This window comes from Yinghuangia sp. YIM S09857 (genome assembly GCF_051388915.1).
Lineage (GTDB): Bacteria > Actinomycetota > Actinomycetes > Streptomycetales > Streptomycetaceae > Yinghuangia.
The window spans coordinates 160,598-177,497 of sequence record NZ_JBPKBH010000019.1 but is presented as its reverse complement, the minus strand read 5'-3'; the positions used below and the strand labels follow the sequence as shown (position 1 = coordinate 177,497).

Here is a 16,900-nt window from a genome sequence, read left to right as displayed (position 1 = left end):
CCTCCCGCACAGCACCGGACTTCATGCCTGACCAGCGGAAACTCAGCGATCACATTCGATAAGACAACGGCTTCTAAGCGGCGACCGCAACCCACTCCACTCCGACCCCCAGACCGCCGCCAAGCTCGGATTCCCCCGCCCGATCCTGCACGGCCTGTGCACCTACGGCTTCGCCGGGCGCGCACTGCTGCACGCCCTGTGCGACGGAGACCCGGACCGGTTCGGCGGCATGACCGCCCGATTCGCCGCCCCTGTCCTGCCAGGCCAGGAATTGACCACGGACATCTGGGAAGACGGTGACCGCATCCTCTTCCAGACACGGGCGGGCAACACCCTGGTCCTCGACCGCGGCACCTTCACCCCGCGCGCCTGACCCCGCCCAGCGCCACCCCGCCCCGCCGAAGCCGAAGAAGGGCCAGCCATGCCCACGACACCGCCACCCGAGCCACCAACCGGAAACGCCCCGCGCCGCTTCATGGCCGATCCCAGGTGGGCGACCCAGGCAGCCGAGCCCCTCGGCAAGCTCGTCACCCATGATCGGGAGCCCACCAACGAGCAACTACAGGCGCTCGCACACGGCCTGACAACCTGCGACCCCGTGGGCGCCGCACTGGCCCAGGCCATCGGCGAACGCCGGGTCACCTTCGCTCAGTTCCGCACGGCACTGGCCCACGGCATCGACACCGTCCCAGACACGCCCCAGCCCTTGGCGGACTTCTTCGCCCATGTCGACGCCCGCCCCACCTGGGTGGACCAAAGCCAACTCAAGCTCGGTGCCGAGGTCATGCGCCGCGGCGGAATCGACACCCTCGACGTCCTCAGCGCGGCCCTCCTCACCGGCTACCGCAGCTCCGCCAACACCAAACTCCTCACCATGACCGGAGGACTGTCCCGCCGAACACTCGCACGCAACGGCGAGACCTCCACCTGGGTAGTCGAGTGCATCCGAGAAGGCGGCCTCGACCGGTCCGCCCAAGGGTGGCAACTCACCGTCCACGTACGGCTCATGCACGCCATCGTCAACCGCAAGTACGCTGCGCTACCCGAGTGGGACGCCCACACGCACGGCCTCCCCATCAACGCCACCGACCAAGCCGGCACACTCGCGCTTCAGAGCACCTTCTGGCTCCTGGGAATCCGCCTGCTCGGCATGCCCATCGCCTCCCGGGAAGCAGCCGCGGTGATCCACATGTGGCGCTACATCGGCTGGCTCGTCGGCGTCGACGACCAGTGGCTGCCCCGTAGCGAAGCCGACGGACGGCGGATCTTCTACCACATCTCCCTCACCTCACCGCCACCGGACAAGTACTCGCGGGAACTTACCCAGGCATTCGAAGCATCCCTCGGCGAACTGTCCTTCCCGCGGCTCGAACGCCTGCACCGTGCCTGGGAACTCCACAAAATCCGCAGCCTCGCCCGCCTGCTGGTCGGCAAACAAGGCACCGAGGACATCGGCATGCGAACGACGCTTCCCTGGTACCCGCTGCTCCGCAGCCCCGCCAACCTCGTCCGGCACGGCCTCCTCGGCCGGATCCCGCCGGTCCGCCGCAAACTGCTCGCCCACGGCGAACGGCAGCTCGACGAGGTACTGCGCCGCCACTTCAAGGACGAACATCCTCACGTGGCCCCGCACCCGGGGTCCTAAGCACGGCCGGCACGTCCGGCTGCCCCGCGGAGGGCCTGGGTCCGGGAGCGCCCGGGCCCTCCGTTTCAGGCTTGCGCCGCAAATCCTGGTGCGGGAAAGCGACGGATGCGGCCTGACGGTGGACGGCGGCCACCGGCACCCGGGGCTTTGCGCAGCGCCAAGCTCTCGATGAACCGCACGAGGTCTTGGAAAATGCGGCGGGGGAGGACACTTCGATGATGGAGTCCAGTCCGAACCCGACCAGCGCTGTGGAGGACGCGCGGGTGCCTGCGGTCCGGGCGGACGGTCACGAGCGGGGTGTCGGTGGCGTCCGGGTCGTCGGTGTAGTCGACGAAGGCGCGGAAGTCGGCGCGGCGGGGCCACACATCGTGCTCGACGAGCAGGGCGACGGCCGCCTCACCGGGCAGGTGACCGGCCGCGCCCGCGCGCAGCGCGGCGGTCAGACGGTCGAGCGGAAGATCGGCCGCGGCAGGGGAGTTGGTCATGCCCCGAATGTCCCCGCCCGCGGCCGTGCCCGAAGGGAGATCCCCCAGTGCCGTTGCCGGTTCACCAGCTCGCGTTGGGGATCTGGTGGAGCCGGACCGGCAGATGCGCGGGATAGTTGTGCAGGTACCAGGCGCGGGCCCAGCGCATGACCAGGGTGCAGCGCAGCCGCCATTCGTCGCACAGTTCACTGACCACGTCGACGACGAACGCCGCGCTCAGCTCACCCAGCACCGGGTCGTCGGCCGCGAACGGACCCCGCCCGGTCGTGTCCGCGGGCAGTTCCAGGGAGTCGGCGAGGACCGCGGCCGCGACGCGGCTGGGGCCGGTGCCGTGGTAGCCCCAGTGGAAGCCGCCGAACCGCGCGGCGTCCGGCGGGAGCAGTTCGTACAGCACCTTGACGCTGCGTCGTTCGGTGGGCCCGCCCGCGGGCTTCTCGACAAGGATGCGCTGGACCTCCGCGTACTCGTCCGCGTCCGATGCCTGGTTGCGGCGGTCTCGCTCGCGGTCGAAGAACCCGTGGTACAGCCGGTCCCGGTACACCGTCGGTCGATCCCGCACATCCGCCCCCGTTCGCTTGGCGTTGCCGCCCGGGGAATGCTCCCCGGCGCCGGGGGTACCGGAAACCCGTGGATCCCCGCGGAGGCGCGCGCGGTGGCGCCGCCCGGGACTCCCTCCCCTCGCGGGGGGAAGGCGGCGTAGACTGACCGATGACGTATTTCGAGGGAGGGGCGGCATTCGCCGCGACCCGGCCGTACGGCATCGGGGACGAGGGCGACGAGGTGGCGATGCGCCTGATGTCCGGCCCAGACCTCGTCGTCGTGCTGCTGGTGACCGCCACGAAGACGATCACGGTGTTGTCCATCTCGTATCTGGACGTGTGACCGGCCGCGTCGTCTCCGCGCTGCCCCCGCCGTGGTCGCGGCTCGGGAACGACCGATTCGGTGTGATCGCCGCCTGTCAGGGCAGGTCACTCCCCAACGGCCCGGATGTCTCACGGCCGGGTGAGGAGACCGCATGACCCCCCAATCCCCTGCGATAGCCAGGCGCTCGCCGCACCGCAGGCTCGTGGCGCTGCCCATCGCCGGATACATCGGAGCCTTGGCCGGATACGCGGCGTACGGCGCGCACCACGACCGTTTCTGGCTCGACTTCGCGATCACCATGAACGTGTTCGGCGTCGCCGCCGCCCTCGTGGTCGCGCTTTTCGGTGCCCGCGACCTCACCCGGGCCGTCCCACGCAGCGGGCCAGCCCGAAGCACGGCGGTGACGCACGCCGTTCTCAACACCGCCGCCCTCGCGCTGTTCGCGACCGCGCTCGGGCTGTACGTCTCCGCCTGGAACGACCCCGCACGCGGTGCCGCCCCCGGGGTCACCCTCTGCGCGCTCGGCCTTGCCGCCACCATCACCGCCGCCATACTCGGCCGTTCCCTCGTACGCGAGCACCACATCGGCGTCGCGCAGTGGAAAGCCACCGAAACCACGCGCTCGCCCCGACTGTGACCGGCGGGCCCCGCTCCCGGCCCGAACGGCACCCCACCCGCATTTCTTCAACATGTCGCCGGTGAGCTTGCCAAGGGACCGCCGCGCGATGCGGGCATCCCAGTGCTGCTGCCACAGGCAGGACTTTGCGCCCCTGCGAGGCTGCGGACGGTTGCGCGGCTTCACTAAGCCCAGGCGGGATCGCGGCCGGTCAGGCCGAGGATGCGGTCCAACGTGGGCGCCACGGTCGGCACCGCCACCTCCGGGCCGTACATGCCCATCTGTCGCCCTTGCTCCACTCCGGCCGACATCGTGTCGTGCAGATGCGCCAGCAGATCGGAGGGCAGTTCGATGCGCTGTCCGGTCGCGGCAGCGAGGTCCCAGCAGCCGTGCACGACCAGTTCGCCGACGATCATGTCGCCCAGTACGGGCGCGGGCAGCGGGTGCGGCGTGCCCATGGTCGTCTCGCCCTCCCAGGCGCTCGGCGGCGCCCAGGACGAGGTGATGTCGTCCAGCAGGGCGAGCAGGCTCCCGCGCCAGTCGCCGGCGGCCAGGTCCACCTCGGACTCGGCGGCCGCCAGTGGCGGGACGGATTCCTTGCGGCCGCCGCCGGCCAGCGACGGCCCCCAGAACAGAAGGTGGTTGACCAGACCCCGCACGTCGTACTCCGCACACGGAGTCTTGTTGGCGAGCTGGTCATCGGTGTTGGTACGGACAACTGCGGCCATGGCCTCGGCAGCGTGGGACAGATGTGACATGCCCGAGACGCTAGGCGGCCCGCCGCGGGACGGTATTGAACAAACGCGACGCGGTGCGGGCCATGGGTCGCGAACGACTCCGCCTCACCGGGCCTACAGGCGAACTCGGAGACAATCCGCGCCAACCGTCGTGAATGCCTCCCCAATGCGACCTGACCCGTCTACGGTGGACGCCCCCGGAGGACCGGACGGACGCGCTCGACGGCACCCCCAGGGAACCACGCACTGGACCAGCGTGGCGGCCCCCCAGGGTCACGGCGGCCCCTGACCCCCCACGAGGCAGGGGCCGTCGTACTGCCCGCGCGCAGGCTGATCACTGGCGAAACGCTCCTCAGGCTCCGGGCTGGCTCCGGGCTGGCGAAGCCCCCTTCACCGCACGAGGTTCCGGGCAGTTCTCTGCGCCTCGCGCCGGCTACACCGCCTGCACCGGGCCGGCCCCGCTGATCTCCACCCAGCCGTGGTGCACCTCGCGGAGCAGGAACGGCCCCTCCTCTCCCCGAGAGGGAACCCGCAGCACGCCGGTCTGCGGCGCCCCTTCGGGAAAGTCGTCGGCGCGCCGCCGTTCGGCGGTCCACATTCCCCGCGGACCCTGGTCCATGGTCAGCAGGCCTGGGGGATTCCATCCGAAGATCGTGAGCGTCGTTTCGAACGACTCCCCGTCGTCGAAGAGCAGCGTCACCGGTTCTTGGGGAAGGTCCATGTCTCCACGATGAAACAGACACGACGGCGCGGCACGCCAGACAGCGAGCGGCGGAAGCGCGGCCCGGGCGGGGAAGCGCAACGGGCCGGGGATCCTGCGTCGGCGGAGTCTGCCATCATCAGCTGATGGCGCGCCTTGCAGACCTGTCGGACCTGCGCGAACTCCTGGACGGGGTCACGGGATTCGTCGCACGCACCACCCGAACCGTGGATCTGCCCGGTCTCTGTGCCCGCCTCGGTATGCCTGCTCCTGCGGATCTGGGCACCAAGGCCGAACGAATGGCCGCGAGTTTCGCCCAGGTGAGCGACACCGATCTGCCCCAGCTCGCCCACAGCATCCTGGCCGTCCACCGGTTGGAACCAGCGCGGCGGAACGAACTGCAGGACTTGCTGTGGGTGGCTGGGCCATACCCGCAGATACCTCGGCGCACCCGGCACGAGATCGCTCGGGCCGTGGACCTGGAGGACCTGGCGCGGGACCCCGAGCGCTTCCTGGGGTTGCTGGAAGAGCTGTGGGTGCTGGACACCTACGTCGCGGGGGATCTGTTCGGAATCGAGGGGAGCCTCCGTTCGCGGATTCAGCTGCACGTGTTCCGCAACCCGGGTGACTGGACGACCGAGGAGTTGTTCAAGCAGCTCGGGGCCTTTGAGGCCACGGACCGGCGCTTCGCTCTCTTCCTGGAAGGCCTCGCATCTGCCGACGTCGTCCCCGACGAGGCGGCCCAACGGGTGTTCACCGAGGCGGTGAACACCCATCTGCACGCCGCCGCGGTGGAGCTGCGCGAGACGGACAACGACGGCGGCTACCCGGTCTTCACCCTCGTTCCCACCCGGTCGCACCGCGGCCGTCCCAAGAACGTCATCTTCGCGTCGCTGCCCGACGGCGGGAAGCCGGACATCCGCTTCCTCGACGGGGTCGACAACGACATCGAGATCGTGGACAACGCGCACACCGTCCTGGTCTACGACCGACCGATCGGCAACGCGGGCCTGCGATGGCGCGATCTGCAGGACTGGTGGAAGCAGACGCAGCAACTCGACAGCGACGACGACGCGAAGAACACCCTCTACGCACGCCTACGCGACAGCCTCCCGAAGAACTCGCCTCCCCAGACACTCCTGTTCGACCTCTACCACGCCATTCACGCGCCCGCCGTGCCCGATCTCCCGGCGCTGCTACCCGAGGTCTGGCTGCACTGGGACCCCAAAACAGCCCGAGCACGCGGCGCCAAAGCACTGCTTGGATTCCGCATGGACTTCCTCATGCTGCTCCCGGCAGGACAGCGCGTCGTACTCGAAGTCGACGGGATGCACCACTACGCCGAAGGCGCGTACGCCTCCCCGCCCCGGTACGCCCGCAACATGCGGGCAGACCGTGAGCTGAAGCTCCGCGGGTACGAGGTGTTCCGCTTCGGAGCCGTCGAACTCCCAGGAGACGACGCGCCCCCCGATGCGCAAACGCGGGCCCGGCGCATGGTCGAGCAGTTCTTCGCCGACCTCTTCCAGCGCCACAGCGTGGACAGGGCCTGAGACTGAGATCCGGCGAGCGACACCATCCGGTCTCGCGTGCTCAGGGGCATCGCATGGTGCCCGGTCAGAGATCGGCGTGCCCCGCGATGCCTGGAGGCAGGGGGACGATCCCGCGCAGGTCGGTGATCTCCACGTGCGCGGCGTGCGTCCGGGTGAATTCGGCGATGGCCTTGGAGAGCGGACCGAACCGTTCCTCGAACAAGCTTGCCGCGCCGGTGTGGTACTTCAGCGCCCATCGGGCGGTGGAGCGCGTCGTTCGCAGAAAGCGTGCAGGTTCCGATCCGAGCACGAACAGCTGAGCGCGGCGTCCGGAGGTGTCGGAGGCCAACATCATCAGGTCCTTGAACGTCGCCCGCTTGCGTGTCGCATCCGCGCCGGCCCACCGCGCAAGCTTGAACTCCGCGACCCGTTTGTCGGTCTCCAGGTCGAACGGACGCGACGGATCGTTGCCCGCTGCCAGGGACGGACGCTTCCTGATCGCCTCCCCAGGGTCCAGGATCCGGGGCAGCGCCGAGGCGATTGCCGTCGCGTGAATGACGTCGTTGACGCGGCCGAACGCCTCCCGGACGGTGAAGGCTGCCGCCAACAGGTCGGCGTCGATCGCCGCGTCCGCGCTGACTGTGCCGACAGTGGCGGCGGTACCGCAACCGGTGCTCAAGTTCTCCAACCGAAGTGTGCGAGCAGGTGCACGGCTGCGACCAGTTCGGGGCCCGTCTGCGGTTCTCCCGCCGGTGCACCGGACTGTCCACGTGCGCTGGCGTCGCGATTGTCGTTCACGGCGCGGTCCCGCCGGTGACCTGTGACGCTGTGTCGCCATCGGCGGAGCGCTGCTGGACTGCCAGGAGTCGGGGTTGGGTGGGGGATCCACGACCTGAACGGGGGGACCGGCTGCGGGCCGAAGGGGACGGGCGGCCCTGGCCCCTTGGGCCGCAGCGTGGTGCACGGCTGCCGGGTCTACGTGCGGCGTGTCGCGTGGGGTCGACCCCGGCCGTACCTATGCTCGTTTCCATATTGAAGGCATATGTATGCCTTTACTCCTTTTGGAGCGGAGAGATGTGTGACTGTGACGCCTGGGGTCGACCGTTACCGCGACCTGGCCGATCTCCCGTTCGACAGCGGTTACCCGGCCGATGAGTCAGCGCGGGTGCTGGAGGAGGAGTTGTTCTTCCAGCGGGCGGTGCAGACCTACCTGTGGGCGCTCCCGGCGGTGAACATGTGCGCGATGCGGGACGGCCTGGGCGAGGTCGCCGGGCGCGGGTACCAGGTGGTGTCGGTGTACGAGCAGCGGCTCAAGCCGCGCACCCTGATCACCACCCCGAACTGCGATGTGATCTACGGAATGGCGTTCGCCGACCTGGCCGAGACGGGACCGCTGGTGGTCGAGGCACCGCCCGGCATCCAGGGCCTGGTGGACGACTTCTGGCACCGGCCCCTGACCGGACCGCTCATCGACGGCAGGCAGTACCTCGGCGACATCGGCCTGCCCGGCCCGGACCACGGCAAGGGCGGCACCTACCTCATCGTCCCCGAAGGCCACCAACCCGAACACGACGGCGAATGGGACGACTTCTTCGTCTACCGCAGCCGCACCGACGGCATCTTCTTCCTGCTGCGCGGCTTCTTCCAGTCCATCGACGACCTGTCCCCGGGGGTCGCCGCCATCGAGGGCATCCGCCTGCACCCGTTGCGCGGGGACGCGAAGCCCATGCGGTACACGCACGTCTCCGACCTGAGCGCCGACGCCCTCTACCCGCGCGACGCCTCGTACTTCGACGTGCTCCACGCGTTCGTGCAGGCCGACCGCGTCGACCAGGTCGACCCCTATATGCACGGCGTCCTCGCCGCCCTCGGGATCCGCAAGGGCCGGGACTTCACCCCCACGCCCCGGCAGCGCGAACTGCTGGACCTGGCCGCCCGGACCGGCTGGAAGACCGCCAAGACCCTCGCGGCCGGCTACCACCGCGAGCCGGACGCCCTGTGGTGGGAGGACCGGCAGTGGGTCGCGCACGCCAAGACCGCGAGGGACGACTTCTGGCACACCCTCCTCGACGAGGAGTTCCGCGCCCGCGCCACCGGCCACACCGACGTCAACGCCAAGGCGCACATGTTCGTCAACCACTACTCCATCAGCACCGGCATGATCAGCTCCGTCGTCGGGTTCGGCGCGAAGTACGCCAACGCCTACCGCGACCACGACGGCGACCTGCTCACCGGCGAACACGCGTACCGCATCGACCTGCCCGCGAACCCGCCCGCGCGGCTGTTCTGGTCGCTGACGCTCTACGACGCCGAGACCGCCGCCGAGATCGACGCCGACGGGCAGGTGTACTCCTCCCTCAACGGCATGAACGACATCGCCGTCAACCAGGACGGGTCGATCACCATCCACGCCGGCCCGGAACGGCCGGACGGCGCCGGCAACTGGATCAAGACCGCGCCCGGCCGCGGCTGGTTCGCCCTCATCCGCTGGTACGGCCCAGAACAGGCCTTCTTCGACCGCCAGTACAAGCCCGGCGACTTCACCAAAACCATCGCGAGCGCCACCTGAACGAGCCCCTGGAACGAGCCCCTGGAACGAGCCCCTGGACACGACGCCGACCATGCGCGACAGGATGGCTGCCGGGACCTGGGACCCCCTGGTGATGGCGAACAGGGCGGTGGCGCCGTCCTGTCGGGGATGGCCCCCGACTGCCCCTAGCCGCAGGGCGAATTGGCGGCTGCTGCGTGGCGGCCCTGCGCACTCCCAAGGCCCCCAAATGATCACGGCGCGGGCCGGTCGTCCTCGCCGCGGGCCGCCGTGCGCAGCGCCCGCCTGCCGCTGGTCGCGGGCGACGTCCGCGTCGATGGCCCGCCACAGCCCCAGGACCGCCTCGCGCTCGCGGTCATAGAGACCGGCCCACTGCGCCGACTCCTCCTGCGACAGCCGTCCGTGCCGGTGCAACGCGGCGAAGGTCCGGACCGCGTCCTGCGCGTCGAACACCTTCCGTTGCAGGTCGACGAGATGCGGCGGCGGGGGCGGTGCGTCGGACATGGGAAAAGCGTACGAACCAGACAATGTCACTCCTGGTGGGACACGCCCTCGTAGTGCCCGGGAATAGGGGTGACCTGCGATGACGGCACCACCTGCTGCTCCTCCACCGGAACCGCGCTCACGCCGCCGGCGCCGGTCCACGAGGCGAAGGCACGCCAGTACGGGGACGAGACGCGCAGCGCCCAGCCGGTGGGGGAGAGAAGGTCGGGAACGACCCGGGTCCATGCGATCGCGCGGGCGCAGATGGTGCCGGACCCGTCCGGGAGGGCCACCCACACCCACGACCCGGCGGCTTCCGGCGGTGGCATGGGCATCGCCGCACCTGCCGCGGGAACCGGCGCGGCGTCAGGCGCGGACGCGGGCTCGGGTGCTGGGTCGGCGGTGCCCCTGCTGGCGCGGATGGCGCGGGTGGCGTCGACGCGGTCGCCGAGGGAGGGGCGGTCGCCCCTCCACACCTCCAGTGCGCCGCGTGCCTTCGACCTCTCGCCCACCCTCGGCATAGTACGCACAAATGTTCGATTTCGGCTGTAGGGGTGTGGTGTGACTGGGCCGGTCCGGGGGTGCACGAGAATTTTCGACGAAAGGGGTCCACGCCGTCGCCAGAGGGCGTACGCACACGCATTCGCCCCGAGGAGACTCCCATGCCGATGTTCAACGCCGCCGACTTCGTCGCCGACCTCGGCGGACCCGACGCGGCCTGCGACGACGCCGTGTTCCCGGCCGCCGTGGCCGCACGGTCGTCGTTCGTCGACGGGCTGGGCGCGGCCGCGAGGATGTCGCCGGCGGCGGGCCTCGAAGCCGTCCTGAGCGTGAGCGCAGCATGGGAGGACACCGTCGGCCAGTGGTTGAAGCCGATGAATGACACGGTCGCGTCCCTGCTGCCGTCGACTCGTGCAGTGACGGACGCGGTGCTGCCGTCGACTCGTGCGGTGATGGACGCGGTGCGTGCGACTGCGGCGGTGTCGGCGCTGGCGCAGGTGCCGACCATCGCCGACATGGCGCTGGGGCCGTTCAAGCCCGTGTACGACCAGCAGCAGCGCATCGGCGATCTGGTCGGGGCGCTGGCGCCCTTGCTCGACCAGGCGCAGCGGGTGGGCGAGTTGGTCACCTCGGCGGTGCCGACGTGGGACTGGTCGTTCCTGGCCGGTGTGGACGCCTTCGTCCGCTCCAGCGGCGTGCGGAGGTCGGCCGGTCGCCTGTTCCGCATCGTCGGTGAGGTCAAGGACGTCCTGCTCGACGGGGACCTGGAGCCGGTGCGGCGGTTCGTCGCCAAGCATTTGAGGCTCAGTCCGACCCCGGACCGCGTACAGTCCGTGGCTCTGGCCCTCTTGGAGGGCGACTGGGTCGACGGGGTGGACTTGGAGGACGACGGCGCGGTGCGCGCAGCGCTGCGGCGGCGGGCCAACCACGGCAACGAGTCCGAGTCGTACCACGTCATCGCAGGCGAGCGGATCCTTCTGCTCCACGAGATCTGGACGCCCGGCGCCGCCTGCGGCGAGGACCCCGAAGCCGAGGCGATCGCCCGGGTGCTGGCCCGCGAGGAGCAGTTCGACAACCCGGACGTCCCGCACGCCCTTGCCCGACTCAAGACGGACGCCGACCGCACCGTCGCCTACGCATGGGCCGACCGCGGTGATGTGACCTGGGCCGACGCGGCGCTGCTCGCCGACCAGCCGGAAGCGCGCGGCGAGTACACACGCAAGGCCCTGCGCCGGGCCGGCGCGCTGATCCGCGAAAGGAATCGCGCCCGGGCAGACACCGCTCGGACCACGGCACCGCGCCCCTCGATCTCCGACGTCGGCGCCTGACGAAGGTGTCTGACGGCGTCGTGCCGACCGACGACACGAAATCGGCACATCGATGGTGCTGCCGAGCCGCGCCACAACGACCACGGTCACGACGAGGGTGACCACCATGAGCGCGAGGATGACCGTCATGAGGAGCAGTACGTCGCTGGGCGCCTGACCGCCCACGACAACCCTGGATACCCCGAAAACGGCTCTACCGGCGGTAGAGTTGAGGCATGGACGAGGACACGAGCATCAAGGTGGCCAAGGCCACCCGGGAGCGTCTGGCGGAGCTGGCGCAGGAGCGGGGGACGACGATCCGCGGCCTGGTGGAGTCGTTGGCGGCGTCCGCGCCGACGCGTGCGGAACAGTGCGCACGTGCGGAGGTCGCGCGTGCGGAGTTGCGCGAGCGGTTCGGGGTGGAGGTCACGGCCAGGGACGAGGCGGCCGGGCACGCGCTGTGGGATGAGCTGCTCGGCGGCAGGACGTCCGGTGCGGCGGGGGCGGCGTGACGCCCGTCCTGCTCGACCACACCGCGCTCCTGGCGCTGGGCAAGGGACACCGCAAGTTGTCGGGGTTCGTGGTCGCCGCCGCCGGGGGCCGCGGGACGCTCCAGGTGCCCGCGCTGTCGCTGCTCGCGGCGGGCCGCGAGCGCGAACACCTCGCCGAGCACGTCGCCTCGCTGCCCGGGGTGGACATCGAACCCCTGGACCTGGCCGCGGCGTTGGCTACCGGCGACCTGGCCCGCGCGGGAACGGACTGGCGGATCAGCCACGCCGTGCACCTCGCCAGGCCGACGTTGGACCACCCGGGCGGGCGGCCGCTGATCTCCTTCGCGCCGGAGCTGTACGCCGGCACCGGGATCGCCCCCATCACGCCCGCCGACACCTGAACCCCGCGCAGCGACTCACCGGTTCGGCGACGCAGCCGCCGATGTCGGCGGCCGCCCCGACCCGGCCCAGTACTCCCGAAGCTGTCACCAAGCGACAAGTAGCGCTGTGTAGTCGGCCCCGAGGTGCTTGCTGTCCTCTGACAGACGACCTTGACCGATTGACAGGTGAGGCTGACCGCCGAGCTCCAGAGGGCGATTCGTCTGCGGGATCAGCGTCAGCGGTGCCTGCGAGTATGCAGATCATGAAGCAATCCGACGATCTCCTGGCCGGGCTGGACGACATCGACTGGGCAGCTCTGGGGCACGCCTACGGCAGCGCCGAGGACGTGCCCGGCCAGCTCCGGGGGGTGTGCGGGCCGGACGAGGAGGCCCGGGAGAGCGCCTTCCGAAGCCTGTTCAGCAACATCTTCCACCAGGGAAGCCGGTACTCGGCCTCCCCGTACGCCGTGCCGTTCCTCACCCGGATCGCCGCGACCGGCCCGCCCGGCGCACGGGGCGATGCGCTGCTGCTGCTGACCCGGCTGGCCGTCGACTGGCACGACGAGTACGACCTCCCGCTCGGCATCGATGCCGCCGCCTGGCGCGCCGCGGCCGTCAGCCCCGAGGAGAACCTGCGCTGGTACGACGAAGCGATCGCCGCCGAGACCGACGAGAAGCGGCTGCGGAACCTGCGCGAGGGGCGGGCGTACTGCGCGGCGGGGCACCCGGTCGACGCGCGCGAGGGGGCGCTGCGTTCCTACGATGCGGTCCGCGCCCGGCTTCCCGCGCTGTTCGGGTTGCTCGGTGACCCGGCCCCTGAGATCCGCACCCGGACCGCGTACCTCCTGGGTTGGTTCCCCGAAGACACCGCCGCCGCCCTGCCCCCACTGCTGGCCTGCCTCGACCGCGAACAGGACTCGATTACGGCCGCCACGGTCCTCGTCGCCATCGGGCTGCTCGCCGACCACGACCCGGACGGCCGGCTCCGGCGCCACCTCGACCACGGGCACCCCCTGCTGCGCTGGGCCGCCGCCACCGCCCTGGCCCGCCTGCTGGTCGCACACCCGGCCGCCGCGCCCGGCCTGCCGCCGACGGAGCGCGTCGCCGCCGAGCTAGCTGCCTTCGGCGCCGGTCCCGTCCCCGAACCCGCCACCGCCCACCACGACGGCGACCTGCACAGCTACACCATCCGCAGCCTGCTGAGCCTGATGCGCACCGCCGAGTCCCCGGACGGAATCCTCCTGAAGATCCTCCCTGCCCTATCCCGCATCAAGGAGCCCCGCCAGCTCGCGGCCCGCACCGAGAACCTGCTGACAGCACTGTTCGACCCCGCGGACACCGCACCGGTGTTCGCCGATCTCTCCCCCGGGCGCCGGAAACTGCTACGCGCCCTGGCCGACCTGCTGACCACCACGGACTTCCAGCCCTGGCGGTTCGGCTGGAACCTCCACAAGCAGTTCACCGAACGCGGGCTCCCCGGCACCCGCCCCGCCCTGCGCACCTACGTCGGCCTACCCACCGAAGGCGAGGACTCGCCAGCACCCCTCCCCGACCCCTGGGAACCGCTCCGCAACCCCTGAGACCGCAACCCTTCACCGGACATCGGCTGCCGGTCACCATCGAGTTGAAGGACTCGCCTTCCCTCCACCGGGACCAGATCTCGTCCTGCTGCACCGCCGAGAACCCGTAGTCACGCATCCGCATCTCCACGACGACATGATCATCTACGGGTGGTGCAGTGATCCTTTGAGCCCGCCATCGTTTGTTGAAGGTCCGGGCGACCACGCCGCCCGGCCGCGGGTCCGCCTTCAAGAAACCCCTTCAAAAACCCGGGTGTTCAACAACTCGCCGACACCGTTTTCTGACAGGCTTCGCGCGTGACCACGCCCCCTGACGACGCGGCCGACCTCCTTGCCGCCTGGCCCGCCCGCCGCACCGAGATCCGCATCGGCTACGCGCGGGTCTCCACCGCCGGACAGAAGCTCGACCGCCAGATCGACGCCCTCACCGCGGCCTGGCTCTCGATCGGGGGAATTGCGCTGCTGGATACGCGTGTTCGCGCACACGGCGCTCCGGAGTCCACGAGGATCGGGATGTGGCTGAGGAGATTCGCCTTGAGGCGGCCGACGACCTGATCAAGCGGCTCTCGTACGAGCGCGAGGCGGGCAAGGCCGTGCTGGAGCTGATCTGGAACGCCTTGGACGCGGACGCGGATTGGGTGGACGTCCGGCTCACCCGCAACGGAGCCGGTGGGATCGAGCGCGTCGTCGTCGAGGACCGGGGCACCGGGATGCCGCCCCAGTCGACACGCACCGAGTTCAAGCGGGTCGGCGGCTCCTGGAAGCGGCACCAGCGCACCACCCAACACGGTCGGCCCCTGCACGGCAAGGCAGGACAGGGCCGCCTGCGGGTGTTCGCGCTGGGCGACCAGGCACGCTGGACCAGCACCGCCAAGGACACCGACGGAACCCTGATGCGCACCGTGGTGGACACCCGGATCACCGACCGGGCCCGCTGGGAGGTCGACGTGCTCCCCGCCGGCGACGGCGTCACACGGACCGGCACCCTGGTCGAGGCTTGGGGCCGCCAGGACAAATGGATCAACCGTCTCGACCTCGCCAAGACGGTCACCCAGATCACCGCCAGCCTCGCCCCCTACCTGATGACCCACCCCGGCATCGAGGTCGTCTTCGACGGCAAGCGCATCGACCCCCACGAGCACGTCGCCGCGGACACGCCCTACGACCTCGCGTTCACCTTCGACGAGGAGGACCACACCGCGCAGCTGCGCGTCATCGAATGGCGTTCCGGAACCCAGCGGAGCGTGGCGCTGTGCGACGGCGAGGGCATGCCGGTCGAGGAACACGACTTCCCCGGCTGGCATCCGGACTTCGCCTGGAGCGCGTATGTGCGCTGGGAGCCGATGCCGGAGCACCGCAACGAGACGATCCTCGCCGACCTGGGCGGCGCGACGCCCGTCGCGCCGTTGCTGACCGCGGCAAGGGAACGCCTCGACACCCATTTCGAGGACCTGCGCCGACGCCGGCGCCGGGAGCTGGTGGACCGCTGGCACGAGGAGGGCGTCTACCCCTACGACCGTCCGGCCGCCTCCGAGGCCGAGCGCGCCGAGCAGACGACGTTCGACGTGGTCGCGACCGCCATCAGCGGCCAGATCCCGCGGGACCGCAGCAAGAAGAAGCTCACCCTCTCCCTCCTGCAACAGGCACTGCGGCACAGCCCCGAGTCCCTCGCCGACGTCCTTAACAAAGTGCTCAGCCTGCGCGAGGACGAGGTCGCCTCCCTCCATGCCCTCCTGGACAGGACCAGCCTGAGCAGCATCATCCGCGCCTCTTCGCGGGTCACCTCCCGCCTGGACTTCCTCGCCGCCCTCGAACACCTCGTCTTCGACGAGGACACCTCCCACCTCGTCAACGAGAAGGACCACCTCCACAAGATCCTCGAACGCGAACTGTGGGTCTTCGGCGAAGAGTTCAACATGATGACCAGCAGCGAGATCGGCCTCACCAAGGTGCTGCGCCACCACCGCCAAGCCGTCGGCCTCGACACCCCCGCCGACGGCCCGGTCTACACCGCCGAGGGACGACGCGCACGCATCGACCTCATGCTCAGCGCCACCACCACCGAGCACGACCGGACCCGGCACCTCGTCGTCGAGCTGAAAGCCCCGGACGTCGTCGCCACCGACGTCGAGATGGGGCAGGTACGCAAGTACGCCCGGGCCGTGGCGAAGGAGCCGCGGTTCGCCAACGTGCAGACCAACTGGGTCTTCTGCCTGGTCGTCGCCGAACTCGACGACGACGTCGCGGAAGCCGCGAACCAGCGCGGCCGCGCGAAGGGCCTGATCAGCGACGCCGACCAGCCGTACGACCAGGCACAGGTCACCATCTGGGTGCGCACCTGGTCGCAGATCATCGACGACGCACGCCGCCGCCTGTCCTTCTTCAAGGAAAGCCTCCAGCACAACCCGTCCCTGGACCACGCGCTGGAGTACCTCCGCGACACCCACGGCGATCTGCTCCCGCCCCGGGTACACGCCCAACTTCCCCCCGCCCGCCAGCAGCCGCAGCTCGAAGCCGCACACGAGACCTGATCAGGGCACGTCACACCGGCGGCAGCGCGGCCGGGACCGGATCCGCAACGCCGCCGCCCGTGTTCGCGGCCGGGCGGTACGGCGTCAGTACGCCACGGTGAACCGCTCGCCCACGTGCTTGGGCCGCTCGATCTCGTCCAGCAGCGCCACCGCGTAGTCCTCGGTGGAGATCCGGCTCTCGCCGTCCGCGGCGACCACCAGGTCCTCCCCGCCCTGCCGGTACGCGCCGGTGCGCTCGCCCGGTTCCATGTGCGCGGCCGGGGACAGGTTGGTCCACCGCACGTCGTCGACACCCCGCAGATAGTCCAGCGCGTCGCCGTGCGCGTGCATGATCTGCAGCAGGAACTCCGGCAGAGCCTCCGCGTCCCACACCTGCCCGCCGCCCGGGGTGCGCAGCGAGCCCGCGCCGCCCACCGTGAGCAGCCGCGGCGCGTCCGCGCCGAGGGTGCGCAGGCCCGCCACCAGCGACTCGAACGACGGTTTGATCAGCGCCTGGTGCCCCG

The 16,900-nt window shown here is 70.4% G+C and carries 18 protein-coding genes and 1 pseudogene; 12 read left to right on the top strand and 7 right to left on the bottom strand.

From position 1 onward, the window contains the following. Positions 1–58: 58 nt before the first annotated feature. On the top strand, positions 59–373 hold the full coding sequence (locus ACRX5S_RS31825) for a MaoC/PaaZ C-terminal domain-containing protein (protein ID WP_436776637.1): 315 nt from the start codon (positions 59–61) through the stop codon (positions 371–373). Between the two features lie 48 nt (positions 374–421). Further along, complete coding sequence (locus tag ACRX5S_RS31820) at positions 422–1,645, top strand: oxygenase MpaB family protein (RefSeq protein WP_436776627.1); 1,224 nt, start codon at positions 422–424, stop codon at positions 1,643–1,645. Between the two features lie 192 nt (positions 1,646–1,837). Here the strand turns inward: ACRX5S_RS31820 and ACRX5S_RS31815 are convergent. Both ACRX5S_RS31815 and ACRX5S_RS31810 read right to left on the bottom strand, forming a co-directional pair. Then, a pseudogene (locus ACRX5S_RS31815) lies at positions 1,838–1,925 on the bottom strand (cation transporter); the annotation flags it as partial. Between the two features lie 266 nt (positions 1,926–2,191). Continuing rightward, positions 2,192–2,689, bottom strand: a complete 498-nt coding sequence (locus ACRX5S_RS31810; protein WP_436776626.1) for a hypothetical protein — start codon at positions 2,687–2,689, stop codon at positions 2,192–2,194. Between the two features lie 149 nt (positions 2,690–2,838). Here ACRX5S_RS31810 and ACRX5S_RS31805 point away from each other — a divergent pair, with 149 nt between their 5' ends. Beyond that, on the top strand, positions 2,839–3,012 hold the full coding sequence (locus ACRX5S_RS31805) for a hypothetical protein (protein ID WP_436776625.1): 174 nt from the start codon (positions 2,839–2,841) through the stop codon (positions 3,010–3,012). 133 nt (positions 3,013–3,145) lie between these two features. After that, positions 3,146–3,631: a DUF2231 domain-containing protein gene (locus tag ACRX5S_RS31800; protein WP_436776624.1), complete on the top strand. Its 486-nt coding sequence runs from the start codon at positions 3,146–3,148 to the stop codon at positions 3,629–3,631. Between the two features lie 164 nt (positions 3,632–3,795). Here the strand turns inward: ACRX5S_RS31800 and ACRX5S_RS31795 are convergent, their stop codons facing one another. Then, positions 3,796–4,368: a TIGR03086 family metal-binding protein gene (locus ACRX5S_RS31795; RefSeq protein WP_436776623.1), complete on the bottom strand. Its 573-nt coding sequence runs from the start codon at positions 4,366–4,368 to the stop codon at positions 3,796–3,798. A 412-nt stretch (positions 4,369–4,780) separates the two neighbouring features. After that, positions 4,781–5,068 (bottom strand): hypothetical protein, encoded by a 288-nt coding sequence (locus tag ACRX5S_RS31790; protein WP_436776622.1) that lies wholly within the window; start codon positions 5,066–5,068, stop codon positions 4,781–4,783. A 125-nt stretch (positions 5,069–5,193) separates the two neighbouring features. Between ACRX5S_RS31790 and ACRX5S_RS31785 the strand changes: the two genes are divergently transcribed. Further along, positions 5,194–6,597 carry a hypothetical protein gene (locus ACRX5S_RS31785; protein ID WP_436776621.1) on the top strand — a complete coding sequence of 468 codons (1,404 nt, stop codon included), beginning with the start codon at positions 5,194–5,196 and terminating at the stop codon, positions 6,595–6,597. Between the two features lie 64 nt (positions 6,598–6,661). Here the strand turns inward: ACRX5S_RS31785 and ACRX5S_RS31780 are convergent, their stop codons facing one another. Beyond that, positions 6,662–7,255, bottom strand: a complete 594-nt coding sequence (locus ACRX5S_RS31780) for a PE-PGRS family protein (protein ID WP_436776620.1) — start codon at positions 7,253–7,255, stop codon at positions 6,662–6,664. 399 nt (positions 7,256–7,654) lie between these two features. Here ACRX5S_RS31780 and ACRX5S_RS31775 point away from each other — a divergent pair, with 399 nt between their 5' ends. Beyond that, the gene (locus ACRX5S_RS31775) at positions 7,655–9,145 is read left to right on the top strand and encodes a DUF1214 domain-containing protein (RefSeq protein ID WP_436776619.1); all 1,491 of its coding nucleotides are present in this window, start codon (positions 7,655–7,657) and stop codon (positions 9,143–9,145) included. Positions 9,146–9,654: 509 nt separating this feature from the next. Here ACRX5S_RS31775 and ACRX5S_RS31770 read toward each other — a convergent pair. Beyond that, positions 9,655–10,119, bottom strand: coding sequence for a hypothetical protein (locus ACRX5S_RS31770; RefSeq protein WP_436776618.1), 465 nt, complete (start codon positions 10,117–10,119; stop codon positions 9,655–9,657). 150 nt (positions 10,120–10,269) lie between these two features. Between ACRX5S_RS31770 and ACRX5S_RS31765 the strand changes: the two genes are divergently transcribed. The 6 genes from ACRX5S_RS31765 to ACRX5S_RS31740 all read left to right on the top strand — a co-directional run bounded on the left by ACRX5S_RS31765 (position 10,270) and on the right by ACRX5S_RS31740 (position 16,397). After that, positions 10,270–11,436: a hypothetical protein gene (locus ACRX5S_RS31765; RefSeq protein WP_436776617.1), complete on the top strand. Its 1,167-nt coding sequence runs from the start codon at positions 10,270–10,272 to the stop codon at positions 11,434–11,436. 215 nt (positions 11,437–11,651) lie between these two features. Beyond that, positions 11,652–11,927 carry a hypothetical protein gene (locus tag ACRX5S_RS31760; protein WP_436776616.1) on the top strand — a complete coding sequence of 92 codons (276 nt, stop codon included), beginning with the start codon at positions 11,652–11,654 and terminating at the stop codon, positions 11,925–11,927. Then, on the top strand, positions 11,924–12,307 hold the full coding sequence (locus ACRX5S_RS31755) for a hypothetical protein (protein ID WP_436776615.1): 384 nt from the start codon (positions 11,924–11,926) through the stop codon (positions 12,305–12,307). The genes ACRX5S_RS31760 and ACRX5S_RS31755 overlap by 4 nt, the downstream gene beginning before the upstream one ends. A 242-nt stretch (positions 12,308–12,549) precedes the next feature. Beyond that, on the top strand, positions 12,550–13,866 hold the full coding sequence (locus ACRX5S_RS31750) for a HEAT repeat domain-containing protein (protein WP_436776614.1): 1,317 nt from the start codon (positions 12,550–12,552) through the stop codon (positions 13,864–13,866). Between the two features lie 297 nt (positions 13,867–14,163). Then, on the top strand, positions 14,164–14,421 hold the full coding sequence (locus ACRX5S_RS31745; protein ID WP_436776613.1) for a recombinase family protein: 258 nt from the start codon (positions 14,164–14,166) through the stop codon (positions 14,419–14,421). Then, positions 14,382–16,397: an ATP-binding protein gene (locus ACRX5S_RS31740; RefSeq protein ID WP_436776612.1), complete on the top strand. Its 2,016-nt coding sequence runs from the start codon at positions 14,382–14,384 to the stop codon at positions 16,395–16,397. The genes ACRX5S_RS31745 and ACRX5S_RS31740 overlap by 40 nt, the downstream gene beginning before the upstream one ends. Positions 16,398–16,481: 84 nt before the next feature. On the opposite strand, the gene ACRX5S_RS31735 is transcribed toward ACRX5S_RS31740, so the two are convergent. Beyond that, the coding region (locus ACRX5S_RS31735) for an NAD(P)-dependent oxidoreductase (RefSeq protein ID WP_436776611.1) at positions 16,482–16,900 on the bottom strand (419 nt) is incomplete at its 5' end.

Excerpts from the sequence above, each read along its gene's own strand:
- ACRX5S_RS31820 (WP_436776627.1), top strand. The coding sequence starts at position 422 with ATGCCCACGACACCGCCACCCGAGCCACCAACCGGAAACGCCCCGCGC.
- ACRX5S_RS31805 (WP_436776625.1), top strand. The coding sequence starts at position 2,839 with ATGACGTATTTCGAGGGAGGGGCGGCATTCGCCGCGACCCGGCCGTAC.
- ACRX5S_RS31800 (WP_436776624.1), top strand. The coding sequence starts at position 3,146 with ATGACCCCCCAATCCCCTGCGATAGCCAGGCGCTCGCCGCACCGCAGG.
- ACRX5S_RS31795 (WP_436776623.1), bottom strand. The coding sequence starts at position 4,368 with ATGTCACATCTGTCCCACGCTGCCGAGGCCATGGCCGCAGTTGTCCGT.
- ACRX5S_RS31790 (WP_436776622.1), bottom strand. The coding sequence starts at position 5,068 with ATGGACCTTCCCCAAGAACCGGTGACGCTGCTCTTCGACGACGGGGAG.
- ACRX5S_RS31785 (WP_436776621.1), top strand. The coding sequence starts at position 5,194 with ATGGCGCGCCTTGCAGACCTGTCGGACCTGCGCGAACTCCTGGACGGG.
- ACRX5S_RS31765 (WP_436776617.1), top strand. The coding sequence starts at position 10,270 with ATGCCGATGTTCAACGCCGCCGACTTCGTCGCCGACCTCGGCGGACCC.
- ACRX5S_RS31760 (WP_436776616.1), top strand. The coding sequence starts at position 11,652 with ATGGACGAGGACACGAGCATCAAGGTGGCCAAGGCCACCCGGGAGCGT.
- ACRX5S_RS31750 (WP_436776614.1), top strand. The coding sequence starts at position 12,550 with ATGAAGCAATCCGACGATCTCCTGGCCGGGCTGGACGACATCGACTGG.